The sequence below is a fragment of the Streptomyces sp. NPDC031379 genome (genome assembly GCF_055569615.1).
This window is the reverse complement of record NZ_JBVIIT010000009.1, coordinates 76,433-90,167: the sequence shown is the minus strand read 5'-3', so window position 1 is coordinate 90,167 and position 13,735 is coordinate 76,433. Positions and strand designations below refer to the sequence as shown.

The 13,735-nt window shown below is 69.6% G+C and carries 11 protein-coding genes, 1 tRNA gene and 1 pseudogene; 8 read left to right on the top strand and 5 right to left on the bottom strand.

All coding sequences use genetic code 11. The features are described 5' to 3' along the window. Positions 1-42 precede the first annotated feature (42 nt). The 6 genes from ACZ5CW_RS15245 (at position 43) to ACZ5CW_RS15220 (ending at position 6,098) form a co-directional block, all read left to right on the top strand. Positions 43-2,163, top strand: coding sequence for a flavin monoamine oxidase family protein (locus ACZ5CW_RS15245; RefSeq protein ID WP_468601281.1), 2,121 nt, complete (start codon positions 43-45; stop codon positions 2,161-2,163). Then, positions 2,160-3,989, top strand: a complete 1,830-nt coding sequence (locus tag ACZ5CW_RS15240) for a thiamine pyrophosphate-binding protein (RefSeq protein ID WP_468601279.1) — start codon at positions 2,160-2,162, stop codon at positions 3,987-3,989. Before ACZ5CW_RS15245 ends, ACZ5CW_RS15240 begins: the two co-directional genes overlap by 4 nt. A 39-nt stretch (positions 3,990-4,028) precedes the next feature. After that, positions 4,029-4,538 carry an inclusion body family protein gene (locus ACZ5CW_RS15235; protein ID WP_468601277.1) on the top strand — a complete coding sequence of 170 codons (510 nt, stop codon included), beginning with the start codon at positions 4,029-4,031 and terminating at the stop codon, positions 4,536-4,538. A 150-nt stretch (positions 4,539-4,688) separates the two neighbouring features. Beyond that, positions 4,689-5,042, top strand: a complete 354-nt coding sequence (locus ACZ5CW_RS15230) for a VOC family protein (RefSeq protein ID WP_468601275.1) — start codon at positions 4,689-4,691, stop codon at positions 5,040-5,042. A 203-nt stretch (positions 5,043-5,245) separates the two neighbouring features. Further along, positions 5,246-5,989 (top strand): class I SAM-dependent methyltransferase, encoded by a 744-nt coding sequence (locus ACZ5CW_RS15225; protein WP_468601273.1) that lies wholly within the window; start codon positions 5,246-5,248, stop codon positions 5,987-5,989. A gap of 45 nt (positions 5,990-6,034) precedes the next feature. Continuing rightward, positions 6,035-6,098: transfer RNA gene (locus ACZ5CW_RS15220), tRNA-Ser, on the top strand. Between the two features lie 223 nt (positions 6,099-6,321). On the opposite strand, the gene ACZ5CW_RS15215 is transcribed toward ACZ5CW_RS15220, so the two are convergent. After that, positions 6,322-6,861: a GNAT family N-acetyltransferase gene (locus ACZ5CW_RS15215; protein WP_468601271.1), complete on the bottom strand. Its 540-nt coding sequence runs from the start codon at positions 6,859-6,861 to the stop codon at positions 6,322-6,324. A gap of 373 nt (positions 6,862-7,234) precedes the next feature. Here ACZ5CW_RS15215 and ACZ5CW_RS15210 point away from each other — a divergent pair. Further along, positions 7,235-7,875 (top strand): annotated as a pseudogene (locus ACZ5CW_RS15210) (IS5 family transposase); the annotation flags it as partial. Here ACZ5CW_RS15210 and ACZ5CW_RS15205 read toward each other — a convergent pair. The 4 genes from ACZ5CW_RS15205 to ACZ5CW_RS15190 all read right to left on the bottom strand — a co-directional run bounded on the left by ACZ5CW_RS15205 (position 7,872) and on the right by ACZ5CW_RS15190 (position 12,175). Beyond that, the gene (locus tag ACZ5CW_RS15205) at positions 7,872-9,428 is read right to left on the bottom strand and encodes an oxidoreductase (RefSeq protein ID WP_468601269.1); all 1,557 of its coding nucleotides are present in this window, start codon (positions 9,426-9,428) and stop codon (positions 7,872-7,874) included. The pseudogene ACZ5CW_RS15210 and the gene ACZ5CW_RS15205 overlap by 4 nt on opposite strands. Positions 9,429-9,679: 251 nt before the next feature. Continuing rightward, positions 9,680-10,285, bottom strand: coding sequence for a DUF6058 family natural product biosynthesis protein (locus ACZ5CW_RS15200; RefSeq protein ID WP_468601267.1), 606 nt, complete (start codon positions 10,283-10,285; stop codon positions 9,680-9,682). 99 nt (positions 10,286-10,384) lie between these two features. Then, positions 10,385-11,359, bottom strand: coding sequence for a GNAT family N-acetyltransferase (locus ACZ5CW_RS15195; protein ID WP_468601265.1), 975 nt, complete (start codon positions 11,357-11,359; stop codon positions 10,385-10,387). Positions 11,360-11,434: 75 nt separating this feature from the next. Further along, positions 11,435-12,175: a TetR/AcrR family transcriptional regulator gene (locus tag ACZ5CW_RS15190; protein ID WP_468601263.1), complete on the bottom strand. Its 741-nt coding sequence runs from the start codon at positions 12,173-12,175 to the stop codon at positions 11,435-11,437. Positions 12,176-12,269: 94 nt separating this feature from the next. Between ACZ5CW_RS15190 and ACZ5CW_RS15185 the strand changes: the two genes are divergently transcribed. After that, a complete protein-coding gene (locus tag ACZ5CW_RS15185) occupies positions 12,270-13,715 on the top strand; it encodes a DHA2 family efflux MFS transporter permease subunit (RefSeq protein WP_468601261.1) in 1,446 nt (481 codons plus the stop codon). Positions 13,716-13,735 lie beyond the last annotated feature (20 nt).

The following is a 13,735-nucleotide window of genomic DNA, read 5'->3' as shown; positions in this document are numbered from 1 at the left end:
GCGAAACGCGAAATCGTTTCGGCATATCTACGATCGCAGGCTATGACCGACACTCCACGGGACAACTCCGCCACCCGTGCCCGCTGGCAAACCTGTCTCAGGCTCGCCCGTGAACTCCTCCTCGTCGGACCCGACGGCAAGGACCTCAAACTCGAATATCTGCACACCCTGATAGACACGGGCCGCCTCGGACCCACTCGTCACCCGCGCAAGAAGGTCCTCGTCGTCGGCGCCGGCATCACCGGCCTCGTCGTCGGCCGGCTGCTCAAGGACGCCGGGCACGACGTCACCATCCTCGAGGCGAACGCCAACCGTGTCGGCGGACGCATCAAGACCTTCCGCACCACCAAGCACCACCAGCCCTTCGCCGACCCGGCCCAGTACGCCGAGGCCGGCGCCATGCGGCTGCCCGACTTCCACCCGCTCGTCCTCGCCCTGGTCGACAAACTGGGGCTCGGCCGGCGCCAGTTCTACAACGTGGACGTCGATCCCCACACCGGCAGCGGTCCCGACGTGCCCGTCCCCCCGGTGACGTACACCTCCTTCACCGGCCGGACGTGGACGTACGGCGACGACAGCCCGGACTTCGTCGAACCCGACAAGCGCGGCAACTCCTGGATCCGCACCAACCGCACCCAGGTGCGGCGCTCCGACTACGCCGCCGGTCCCGAGCGGATCAACGAGGGCTTCCACCTCACCGACGACGAGGTCCGCGCCCCCGTCGCGCGGATGGTGGACGAGGCGCTGGAGAGCGTGCGCGACTACTACTCCGACGTCGTCGACGGCAAGCGCGTCAACAAGCCGTTCGACGAGTGGGTCGAGGGCTGGGCGCGGGTGATCCGCGACTTCGACGGCCACTCGATGGGCTCCTTCCTGCGCGACCGCGCCGGCCTCAGCGACGAGGCCGTCGAGGCCGTCGGAACCCTGGAGAACATGTCCTCGCGGCTCTACCTCTCCTTCTTCCACAGCTTCCTGAGCCGCAGCGACATCAACCCCGGCGTCCGCTACTGGGAGATCCCCGGCGGCAGCTGGCGCCTGCCGCACGCCCTGTACCAGGGCCTGCGCGACGAGGTGCGGCTCGGCCAGCGCATGATCCGCCTCGAGTACCACGACCCCAGCCGCGACACCGACCCCGACGGCACCGGGGCGGTCGGACCCGACGGGTGGGGCGTGGCCGTACAGACCGTCGACGAGGAGGACCCGAAGGAACTGCCCCGTCTGTGGACGGCGGACCTGGCGGTCGTGACCATCCCGTTCTCCGCGCTGCGCTTCGTGGAGATCGTCCCCTCGATGTCGTACAAGAAGCGCCGCGCCGTCATCGAGACCCACTACGACCAGGCCACCAAGGTGCTGCTCGAATTCAGCCACCGGTGGTGGGAGTTCACCGAGGACGACTGGCGCGACACGCTGGACGGCATCGCGCCCGGCCTGTACGAGTACTACCGGCGGGGGCACGAGGCGGACACCGACACCGTGTCCGTGCCCACGCTGCCCGAGCCGGAGGCCGGGCTGCTCGGCGCCGCCGTCAAGGACAGCCTCGTCACCGAGGAGATGCGGCGGATCGACGGCAGTCTGCCGCTGCGCGGCCCCGCCGTCCGGCCCGCCACCCACTGCTTCGGCGGGGGCTCCGCCACCGACAACCCCAACCGGTTCATGTACTACCCCTCGCACCCGGTCGCGGACAGCACGGGCGGCGGCGTCGTCCTCGCCTCGTACTCCTGGTCCGACGACGCCGCACGCTGGGACTCCATGCCGAAGGCGGAGCGCTACCTCTACGCGCTGCGCAACCTCCAGGCCCTGCACGGCCGGCGCATCGAGGTGTTCTTCACCGGCCGGGGCGCCACCCAGAGCTGGGCCCGCGACCCGTACGCCTTCGGCGAGGCCGCCATCTACACCGCGCACCAGATGACCAGCTTCCACCTGGACGTCTCCCGGCCCGAGGGCCCGGTGCACTTCGCCGGCGAGCACACGTCCCTCAAGCACGCCTGGATCGAGGGCGCCCTGGAGAGCGCGGTCCGCGCCGCCCTCGCCGTCCACCAGGCGCCGCCGGTCACCGACAGGGAAGGCCCGGGACCGGACGGGGACGCCTCGGGCGCGGGCCAGGGCGCCTTCGGCGCGGACCAGGGCGCCTTCGGCGCGGACCGGGAGGGGGAGTCCTCGTGAGCACGATCACCCCCTCCTGCACGGTCGCCCGCTATCTCGCCCTGCGGTTGGCGGAGTTGGGCATCACCCATCTGTTCGGCGTCCCCGGCAATCACCTCGGCCCGTTCCTCACCACCCTGCGGGCCGAAGGCGACATCGAGTGGGTCGGCACTCCGACCGAGGGCGGTGCGGGCCAGGCGGCCGACGCCTACGCCCGCATCCACGGCGTGGGCGCGGCGGCGGTGACGTACAGCGTGGGCGCGTTCAATCTGCTCAACTCCTGCGGCGGCGCGTACGTCGAGCAGGTCCCGCTCATCGCCGTCAACGCCTGCCCGCCGTACGAGCAGTGGCAGAACTTCCGCGCCGTCGGCATGCTCACCTCGCACATGAGCCCCCGCGCGGAGAGCAACCTGGACGTCTACCGGCAGGTCACCGTGGACGCCCAGGTCATCTCCCACCCGGGCCTGGCCCCCGCCCAGATCGACGCGGCGCTCACCGCGTGCGTCTCCGAGCGCAGGCCTGTCTACCTGGAGGTCATGGAGGACCTGTGGGACGAGCCCTGCCCTGAGCCGACGGGGCGGATCGTCCGCCGGGAACGGCCGTTCAGCGCGCGCAACCAGGCCATGCTGGAGGACGCCGTGCACGCGATCCTCACCCTGATCGAGGAGCACCCCGGCCCGGACGGCAGGCCCCGGCCGGTCGTGTGGGCCGGCGAGGAGATCGACCGGTTCCGGCTCGGCGGGGAACTCACCGACCTGGTGGACGCCGCTGGCGTACCGTTCTGCACGACCGTCGGCGCCAAGGCCGTCGTGGACGAGGACCTGCCGCAGTTCCACGGCGTCTACAACGGCAAGGCCAGCCACCCGGACGTGCACGCGATCTTCAAGGACTGGGCCACCTGCCGGATCGGGCTCGGGGCCTGGTCCACGTCGAAGAACCTCGGCGGCGAGCAGTGCGTCGGCACCGACTGGGTGATGGCGGCGCACGGCGGCGTCAGCGTCGGCACCTCCTACTTCCCCGACGTCCAGCTCGCCCATCTGCTGCCCGCCCTCCAGGACGCGCTGGTGAAGGCCTACGGCTCCGGGGGCCTGTCCGCCGACTACTACGCCGAGTCCTACAGCTACCAGGGAGCGCGGGAGGACCGCCCCGCCGGCCTGGCGCAGTACCGCGCCTCGCTGAGCGTCGGCGGCGCGCGGTCCCGGAACGCCGAACGGCTCACGTACGACGGCGTGTTCGACCGGATCAACCACTTCCTGGGTCAGGAGAGCACGGAGGACTGGACGGTCGTCTCCGACGCCGCGTTCTCCCTCATCGGCTCGATGAACCTGTCCCTGCCGGCGGGCGGCTTCCTGTCCCAGATCAGCTGGCTGTCCATCGGCTGGTCGGTCGGCGCGGCCACCGGCGCCGCGCTGGCCCCCGAACGCGAGGGCGCCCGCCCGATGGTGTTCGTCGGCGACGGCTCCTTCCAGGAGACCTGCCAGGAGATCTCCACCCACACCCGGCTCGGGCTGCCCTCGGTGGTGTTCGTCCTGGACAACGGGCACTTCTACGGCATCGAGCAGATGCTGGTGCACCCGGCCTACTACGCCGGACAGGACCCCGCCGAGCCGGACTTCTACAACGTCCTGCACCCCTGGCACTACGACCGCCTCGCGGCCGTCTTCGCCGGCAGGGACACCCCGGCGAGCGGTGTCAGCATCGCCCACCCGGCGGAGCTGGACGACCTGCTGGCCCGCCTCACCGACCCGCACGACCCGGTCAACGCCGGACCCCTCCTGGTCCGCGTTCGCCTGGACCGGCACGACTATCCGCGGGCCATGGCCTACAAGGTGCCGAAATCCTCGTAGGCGTAAGTCCCGAATTCCCGAACTCCGAGGGGGAGAGAAATGGCTGACCTGAACGTACTGATCGCGTTCGACGCCGCCACGATCGTCGAGCAGAATCCCAACGCGTCGCGGAATCCCGACGCACCGACCTACGTCGACCAGAGCCTGATCTACATGACGACGCGGCACGACCACATCGTCGGCACGTCGGGCGCCGAGCTGAACCTGCGGGCCGAGCCCGGGGACACCGTCCGGTGGCGGGAGACGACGCTGTCGCTGGGCAGCGACTACAAGGCGCTGCTGTACCGGTACGTGAGCAGCGACAGCGACCACACGCTCATCAGGACGCCGGAGATCGAGGTGGTCGACGGTGTCTACCCGCTGCCGAGGGAGGGGAGCGAGGGCAGTCCGGATTTCGTGACGCAGAAGTACCAGGACCACTACTGGCGCACCACGGTGAAAAGCGCCGGCAAGGTCGTGTACCACTTCTCCTTCCAGATCCTGGACCGGCACCGGCAGTTGAAGGGGTACTTCCAGTGGGACCCCTTCATCACCATCGAGGACTCCTGACGGCCGGACCGTGACGGGCGGCGGCCAGATCGCCCGCGCGGAGGTCGAACGGCTCCGCGCGGGCGGCCGGTGGCCTCCGATCTGGTCACCATCAAGATCAAGAGGGTGTGGTTCCGGGCCGCCTGAGCGCCGTGCTGGCAGGATGGCGGCATGGAACGTGTGCTTGGCATCGGTGGTTACTTCCTGCGGGCCGCCGACCCCGCGGCCCTGAGCGCGTGGTATCGCGACTGCCTGGGCCTGGACGCCGACGAGCACGGCCTGTGGCGTCAGGGACCCGGGCCGACGGTGTTCGCGGCGTTCGAGTCCGGGACCGACTACTTCGGGTCCCGCGCCCAGCAGACCATGCTCAACTTCCGGGTCCGCGACCTGGACGCGATGCTCGCGCAATTGCGCGCCAAGGGAGCGGACGTGTCCGAAGAGACGCAGGACATGGACGGTGTCGGTCGATTCGGCTGGGTCACCGATCCCGAGGGCAACCGGGTCGAGCTGTGGCAGCCCGCCTGACCGCCTGACCGCGTCATCACGCGGACGGCGAGGGGGTGTTGGGTGATACGAGGGTCACCAGGCCCACTTCTTGTGCCATCTGCCAGTACGGCGGCCGCACCGGGGCGGAGCAGACTCACTGCCACGACCGCGACCCGGCGAGCCTCCGCATCCGGAGGGCCGGCGTGGCCACGTACAGGACGAAGCACAGAAGGGGGCGTCACGTGGGCGTGCAGCAGTACGACGAGATCGGTGAGGCGTTCGAGGGGTTCAAGTCCCTGCCGATGATTCGCTACGGGGAGGTGCCGAGCTTCCTGGGCATGGTCGGGGACGTGAGCGGCAAGTCGGTTCTCGACGTGGCGTGCGGCACCGGTTTCTACAGCAGGGAGTTCAGGCGGCGCGGCGCCACGGATGCCCTCGGTGTCGACATCTCCGTCGAGATGATCGCCGCCGCGCGGGAGATCGAGCGGCGCGAGCCACTGGGTGTGCGCTACGAGGTGGGTGACGTGGCCGAGCTGCGGCCTCTCGAACGGCGCTTCGACATCGTGGTGGCTGTGCAGTGCCTGAACTACGCCGAGGACATCGCGGCGATGGAGCGGATGTGCCGCACCGTCCACCGGAGCCTGGTGCCGGGCGGAGAGTTCTTCGTACTCGCCCAGAAGCCCGACTACCGGTTCGACTGTCCGTCTCTGGACAAGTACGGGTTCCGCTGCGAGCCGACCGGTGAGGAGATCGAGACGGGTCCGCGGGTGCGGGTCACGGCTCTCCTCGAACCGGAGCCGATCAGCATCGTCACCGCGGCCCCGCGGCGCGAGGTCTACGAGGAGTGTCTGCACGCGGCCGGGTTCGGTGCGGTGGAGTGGGTTCCCCTCGAGGTGTCCGAAGCGGGCATCCGTGAGTACGGCGAGGACTTCTGGGCGGACCTCCTCACGAACCCGCCGCTGGAGATGCTGCGCTGCCGCGCCTGACCTGAGGCATCCGCGCGTACGGCCTGCCGACGGGGGGCCGGCGTCGGCCCCGACTCGAGGTCACGGCCGCGGGAAACGTGTGCGCAGGTTCGAATCCTGCCCGGGGGCACCCGCTATGAGGTGCCCAAAGACCCCGTCACCAGCGGAAACGCTGAGGCCGGGGTCTTCGCGTTCGTGCAGGCGTATGCGGCCCGAAGCGTCCGCATGTCGTGGTCTGTGGACGAGGCGTGGACGGGATCTTGAAGGACCGCCGCCAGTGAGCGCCTGAAAAAGGGTGATCGGCGGGGCTGCGGGACAGTTCACACAGGCACGCGGCAGGGGGACCGGGTCGATCACCGTCTTGGTTCGCCGCCGGACCGCTCCGCGCGGAGCATGGAGAAGATCATCTGATCGTGCCACCGGCCGCCGCGCCACTGCGCGGAGCGCAGCACACCCTCCCTGACGAAGCCCGCCTTCTCCAATGCACGCTGCTCGGCGAGGTTCGAGCAGTCCGTCCAGGCTTGGAGCCGTTCGGCCCTGGTGTGGTCGAAGAGGTACTCGGCCAGCAGTCGCTGGGCCTGGGTGCCTATGCCGCGGCCGTGCGCGGCGGGCACCAGGCCGATCGCCAGGCTCCAGCAGGTGGAGGTGGCGGGCCGCCCCCAGGTGCTGGCGAACCACTCGACCCGGCCCACCGTCCGGCCCGCCTCCGCGACGGAGAGCACGCCGCCGTCGGGGCCGAGCAGGCCGGTCTCCGCGAATTGCCGGCGCAGGCCGACCGGTGATCCGAAGCCGAACCACTGGTACGGGCCGGTCCCCTCCGGCCCGGCGAGATCGCGCTCGAACAGGTCGAGATCGTCGGCGGTCACCGGGCGCAGCGTGATCTCATCGGACATGGAGCGACTCCTCATCCTCTCGGCCACACGGTTCAAACTCGTCTCGAATGGCCTGTGTGTGCAACGGCGTCTGACTCTTCCACACATCAAGCCGCACCCCGGCAGGATGCCCGGCGGTGCACGCCCGGAGAGATCCGCCGGACAGGCTCTCAACCGCAGGCCCCAGGCAGCATGCCTGGGGCCTCCGTGTGAGTGCAGGTTGCCTCACTCGTACTCGCGAAGCAGGTCCTCGATGCGGCGGTCGGCGACGTCCTGCCTACTCGCGCCGCCGCGTCCACCACCCCAGTGATCCGGTGCGGACACGAGGCCGGCTGGTGCGACCGATCCGCCAGACCCCGGCAGACCCGACTGCTCGTACTTGCGCACCCAGGAGGAACTCGGCTTCGGCTCGGGTATGACCTGCTGGCGTCGCCTGGCCGAGTGGACTGAGGTCGGTGTGTGGCCCGGGATCCACGAGGTTCTCCTCGCCGAACTCCGCAGGGCGAACGCCCTGGACTTCTCCCGGGCGGCCGTCGACGGCTCCCCTGTCCGGGCACTAAAGGGGGAGTCAAGACCGGACGAAGCCCCGTCGACCGGGGCAGGCCGGGCAGCACACATCACCTGATCACCGACGCTACCGGCATCCTTTTGGCCGCCGCCCTGACTGGCGGCAACCGCAACGACGTCACTCAGCTGATCCCGCTGCTGAGGGCGATCCCGCCGGTGCGGGGCAAGCGCGGCCGGCCCCGTCGCCGCCCCACCGTGGTCCTGGGCGACCGCGGCTACGACCACGACAAGTACCGCCGTCTGGTACGGGATCTCGGGGTGAAGCCGCTGATCGCCCGCCGGGGCACCGAGCACGGCTCCGAATTTGGCCCCCAACGCTGGGTCGTAGAGCGCGCGTTCGCCCACCTGCACTGGTTCCGCCGTCTGCGGATCCGCTGGGAGATATGCGACGACATCCACGAAGCCTTCCTTACCCTCGGATGCGCACTGCTCTGCTGGCGACGCCTGAACTCAGCTGTCGCCCGCTAATTTTTCTGCAAGGTGCGGGTGACACCCGCGATGACGGCGGTCGTCAGCACCCAGCCGAAGGCGATCAGCAGGTAGGCCAGCCACTGGAGGCCGCCGTTCGACCAGTACCAGGCCGTGCGCTGACCCAGACCACCGATGGGGATCAAGAGGTCGAGCGTGTAGATGAGGGGCTGGAACGGGGCGCCTTCGCCTCGTCGGACCGGGCTGGGAGAGTGAGTGCCGAAGGACAGCGTGCCCAGCAAGGCCAGCGCGAGGAGCCAGACGCCGGCAAGCCAGGGGCGGTAGCCATAGCCGACGGTCGAGTCGAGCAGGTGCCCCCACACGCGAGCGGCCCAGGGCAAAGTTTGACGCCGATGGCGCTGTTTGGCCAGGAGCACGCGGCGGGCGTCGTCGTCGTGGCCGACCATCCGGTACCAGCTCGCCAACTGCTCATAGGGCTGGGGGCTGTAGCCCGGGCTGCGTCGTATCCACGCCACACGGTGGGCCACAGAATGCCCCCGCCCCACTGACTCCCGCCGCTCGCCTGCCTCGTCCACCTTGATGGAGCCGTAGACGAAGCCGTCCAGCTCCGCCAGCTCTGGCCAACTGTGCTCGTTGTCGTGAAGGTAGGACACCTGCGCGCCGCGCAGGTCCACAGTGCCGGACGGTGGCCGGGCAAGGGTGAAGTCGAAATCGACGGCTTGCATCAGCAGGGCGACCAATGCCGGACCATGACCGTCGCGCGACCCGTTCAGGACGGCTCCTTCAAAGGTCAGGTTGTCCGAGATCCGGGCACCCCGCAGCCGGACGGTCCCGTGCGCGATGAACCCGTCGGAGAAGTCGAGAGTCGAGGCCACAGCGTTGTCCAGAGCCAGCGCCACCCCGCGCTGGCTGGGATGGTCCAGTAGTGCACCTCGCATGTGCAGGCCGCCTGGCAACTGTGCCCCCATGAGACGGACTTCACCGTGCGCGACGAATCCGTCCTGGCAGTAGACGCCACCCTCCGCGATCAGCCCGCCAGCGGACACGGCCCATTCCTCAGGTGCGGTGATCTCGGCGCCACTGAGGTTCACGGCGCCGCTCACGTGGGCATTGATGAGCGACAAGGCGGTTACGTTGCGGTGAAAGGGCGAGGCAGAGCCGCTTGCCAGGCGTGAGCGCCGCAGGTCGAGGCGTCCCGCGATACGGATCAAGCCGGCTTCCACGCCCGGAACTCGGCTGCCCACGATCGCAATCGACTGGGTCGACGCTCCGGAGAGGTCCACACCCTCTTCGAACCAGCAGTCCTCGAGCCAGAGCGCGTGAGGGGTCTGGGCGCCGGCCAGATTGAGGTGCCCCGAAATCCGTGCTCCCGCGAGTCTCAGACATGCGACAGCGCCCGGCTGCACGGTGTTTGCACCCTGGAGAAGCGCCACGATCACGGCGGCCCGAACCGTCCGCTCGGGGCCCCACTGCTCACCCTCGGCGACACGGTCGTCCTCGGGCACACCCGTGCGCAGGTCCACGTGGCGTCCCTGGGGGAACGCATCCCACAGCTCACGCTCCGGTGAAGTCAACTCGTCGTATGAGAGCACTCATGCAGAGTAGTGATCTTCCTTCGCGTTCGCCTCGCCTTACCACGCCCGGATCGTACGGCAGCCCACCGGTCCACTTGGCCACGCGACGTCTGGGCCCCACGCTGGAACGGTCCCGTCTCCCTACATCCTGACGGTTCCGTACTGGCTATGCGCCTACTGCGCGTCTAGTCCACGCGTAGGCAGGCGTTGAGTGGCTGGTCACTGGGGCGTGGACCAGTTGTGGACTTGACCAGGTTCTTCTACGTGGCTCAGGGGCGGGCCCTCCGGAAACGTGTGCGCATCGCGGTGATGCAGGTGTCGCGGGACGTGGGCCCACCGAAGCGGAGACGGTCGTAGGCGGTGAACTCCGGTTCCAGCTCGTCGAGTTCATCGATCGCGGCGTGCAGCCGCTCCGCCCACCGCGCTGAACCGGAATCCGGCTCGTGCGCTGCGGCTCTGATCTCGGTCGTCAGCTGATCCTTGCGTCGAATGGCGGCCGGGGTCACCGAGTGCAGGCACACGTACTGCCCGCTGAGATACGCGTTCCACTCCGCCTTCCCGGTGACCGGGTCCGTCCAGTGAGCGGTGAACCACGCTTCGAGCCGGTCTGTGCCACCCGCTTCGTCGGCGAGAGTGAACAGGTCGGCCGGCACCATCTCGGCACCGTCGGAGCGCAGATATCCCGGAAGCGGCAGGCGCTGTCCCAGCATCAGCCGGCGGACCGCGTCGCTGTCGCGGCCGTGGACCGCGCACAGTTCTTCCAGGGAGACGAACTGTGCGCTGACGTACACGTCGTCGGCGTCGGTCATCGGATGGTCGCCGTTGACCTCGCGGAACCGCTCGGCGAGCTGCTGCTTCAGGGCTGTCTTCGACATGGGCTGGTCCTCCGGCGTCACCAGCGCGGGGATCTCCCGCGAAGGACTCCGGAAACTACCTGCCGGACGGTTCGGCACTCACCGAACCGTCGAGGGAGATCAGCCCGCTGTCACGGTGTCGCTCCCCCGGACACCGGGCTTGATGAGGGGCGCGTCTCGGGTGAACTCCCGGAAGCCGACGCCGTAGTACAGCCCGCGCGCCGCAGGATGCCCTGGCGCGCCCAGGCAGACGACCGTCATGTGACGGGCCCCCGCCTCCCGCGCCAGGTGCATCCCGTACAGCAGCATCGCCCTGCCCAGCCCGAGGCGCCGGTAGTCCGGATGCGTTCCGACCGGCTCGAACTGGGCGGTCCGGTTCGCCTCGTCGAGCCACATGATCGTCGATGCGGCCATCGTCCCGTCCGGCGCCTCCACCAGGACGTGCAGGTCGCCGCGGTACGGCGGTGTCCGCCGGACGCCCTCGTAGCCCTCGGCCGAGTACGTGGACGGAGCCCAGGCGTCCACATGGGCCTGGACCGCGGCCCGCGGCCCGGCCTCCTCGGCGGTGCGGAACCGGAATCCGTCCGGCAGCACCGGCCGTTCCACGTCATCGAGGTCCCGCTCATTGAGCTGGGTCCAGGAGCCGGTGTCGCCGAGCGAGGCCGGATCGGTCTCGTAGCCGTGTGCCGCCCATCGCTTCAGGGCGAACTCGTCGGCGGCACTCGGCATCACCGTACGCTCGATGCCGACCGCCACACCGTCGTACCAGTCGATCACCTCGTCCACCAGCTCGCTGTGGTCGGGATGGACCTGATATGCCAGCCAGGCGCTGGTGACGTCCTTCACCGACCCGTCACTCAGCCTCACCCGGCGCGGCAGACAGGCCCAGCCCCACGCGACCAGGGCGTCGCCGGAGAACCACAGCCGGCGCACCCAGCTCTCGCCGGCGCTCGCCTGCCCCTTGCCCCAGGTCCAGGCCAGCTCTCCGAGCGAGGCGCCGCTGTTCACCAGATCGGGACGGACAGCGGTGACCCGCTGCGCCAGCCCCTGCATGAGACGCACGTCCGCGGCGGTCACGAGAGCGAAGTCATCCATGGTGCGCCACTGTGCCAGGGCCTCACGCAGCCATCGACCTCTTTTTCCGGCAAGGGACATGGGGCCTGTTCACGGTTACCGCCGTGAACCGGGGAGCCCGTCGATCATCAGGCCGAGGGTGAAGTCGAAGCGGTCGTGGACCGTTCCGGCGGTGAGTTCGGCGGCGTAGCGCTTGGTCTGGGGGAAGGTGTCGGGCAGGGCTGCGAATCGGCGCAGCAGTTCGTCGCGGCTGACGACCCAGCCGTCGTCGCTGCGGCTGAGCCGCCTGTTCGCCAGGGAGACCTCGAGGCTGTAGGCGTTGACGTAGAGCGCCAGCGAGTCGATCGCCCAGGCGGCGGTCTGCGGGTCGATGCCCCCGGCGAGCAGGATGGCGAGCATCCCCTCGCTGACGCGCAGCGTGTCCAGATTGGACGGAGCGGCGGCGAAGGCCGCCCGGGAGATACCCGGGTAGCGCAGATACTGGTCGCGCAGCTGGGTGCAGACGCTGATGAGCTGCTGCCGCCAGAGGGCCGGGTCCGGCGCGGGCAGGTCGATCTCGGCGCACAGACGGCCGATGAGCAGCTCGTCCAGGTCCTCCTTGTTGACCACGTGGGCGTAGAGCGACGACGGTCCCGTCTCCAGCGCGGTGGCCAGGCGCCGCATCGTCAGGGCGTCGTAGCCCTCTGTTTCCACGATGCCGAACGCGGTGCTGATGATGGCGTCGACGGTGATCGGCTTCTTGCGCCCGCCGGACGGTCCACGCCGGGTCACGGGTGCGCTCGAGCCGGTGCCGAGCTGGTGCCGCGCTGCGCGCCGTTCCTGCGGAGTCGGTGACATGCGGGCAGTCTAGCGAATCTACGAACGGTGTTCTGCGTCACTAAGAACAGCGTTCGTGTTGTTCAGAACAGTGCTCGTCTGTAGAACAGTGTTCGTGCCCATTGACCAGCGCACCTCTCAAGCGCCCACCACCAGCCATCTGCCGCTGCGCACCGCGTGGCTCGTCCTGGCCGTCGTGATCACGGCCGACATCATGGATCTGATCGACGCGAGCGTCGCCAACCTCGCGGGCCCGTCCATCCGCGCCGACCTCGGCGGCGGCCAGGCGACGGTGCAGTGGGTGCTGAGCGCCTACACCGCGGCCTTCGCGCTCGGCCTCGTCACCTCGGGACGGCTCGGTGACCTGCTCGGGCGCCGACGGCTGTTCCTGTTCGGCCTGACCGGCTTCACCCTGGCCTCGCTGGCCTGCGGTCTCGCCCCCGACGCGGTCTTCCTGATCGTCGCCCGCACGCTGCAGGGCCTGTGCGGGTCGGTGATGATCCCGCAGGGCATGGCCCTGATGAAGGTCGTGTTCCCGCCCCAGCACCTGCGCAAGGCACTGACCCCGGTGGGCCCGCTCATGGGCCTGACCATGGTGGCCGGGCCCATCCTGGCCGGCTGGCTGCTCCACCTGAACCTGTTCGGCAGCCAGTGGCGCTCCATCTTCCTGATCAACGTCCCGCTCGGCGTCATCGCCACCGTGCTCGGCCGGCGTGTCCTGCCCCGGCGCGGTGGGGAGGACCCGGCCGCCCGCCTCGACCTCACCGGTATCGGTCTGCTCACCGCGGCCTCGGCCCTGCTCATCGTCCCGCTCATCCAGGGACGCGACCTCGGCTGGCCCGCCTGGACCTACGTCATGATGGCCGCCGCGGTCGTCCTGCTCGCCCTGTTCGTCCTCTCCCAACGGCGCAGCGAGCACCCGGTCGTCACACCGTCGCTGTTCCGCAGGCGCAGCTTCGTCGTCGGCCTGGTGATCGTGGCCGGGTTCTACGCCTCACTCAGCGCGTTCGTCCTCGTCATCAACCTGCTGCTGCAGCAGGGCATGCACTGGACGCCGCTGCGCACGGGCCTCACGCTGATCCCCTGGGCCCTCGGCACCGCCGTCGCCGTCCTCCTCGCGGGCGCCGTGCTCGCCGAGAAGCTGGGGCGCGCGAGCCTGTATCTGGGGCTGTCCATCGCCGTCATCGGCCTGCTGGCCCTGTGGTGGTCCATCGCCCACTGGGGCGCCGGCATCACCGTCTGGAAGCTGGCGCCCGCGCTGCTGTCCACCGGCTTCGGCTCCGGGCTCGTGTTCGTCCCGCTGGTCGACTTCATCATCGGCGATGCCACCGCCGAGGAGGTCGGCACCGGCGCGGGCCTGCTCAACGCCGTCCAGCAGTTCGCCGGCGCCATCGGCGTCGCCGCCCTCGGCACGGTGTTCTTCGGCCGGGCCGGGCACCCGTCCCTCCCTTCCTACCTCGCCGCCGCAGAACTGGTCTTCGGCATCACAGCGGGGCTGAACCTCCTGACACTGCTGCTGGTGGGCCTCCTGCCCAAGCACGCCCAGCAGGCGCACGGCTGATCCGCGCCGTCGGCCCCCAT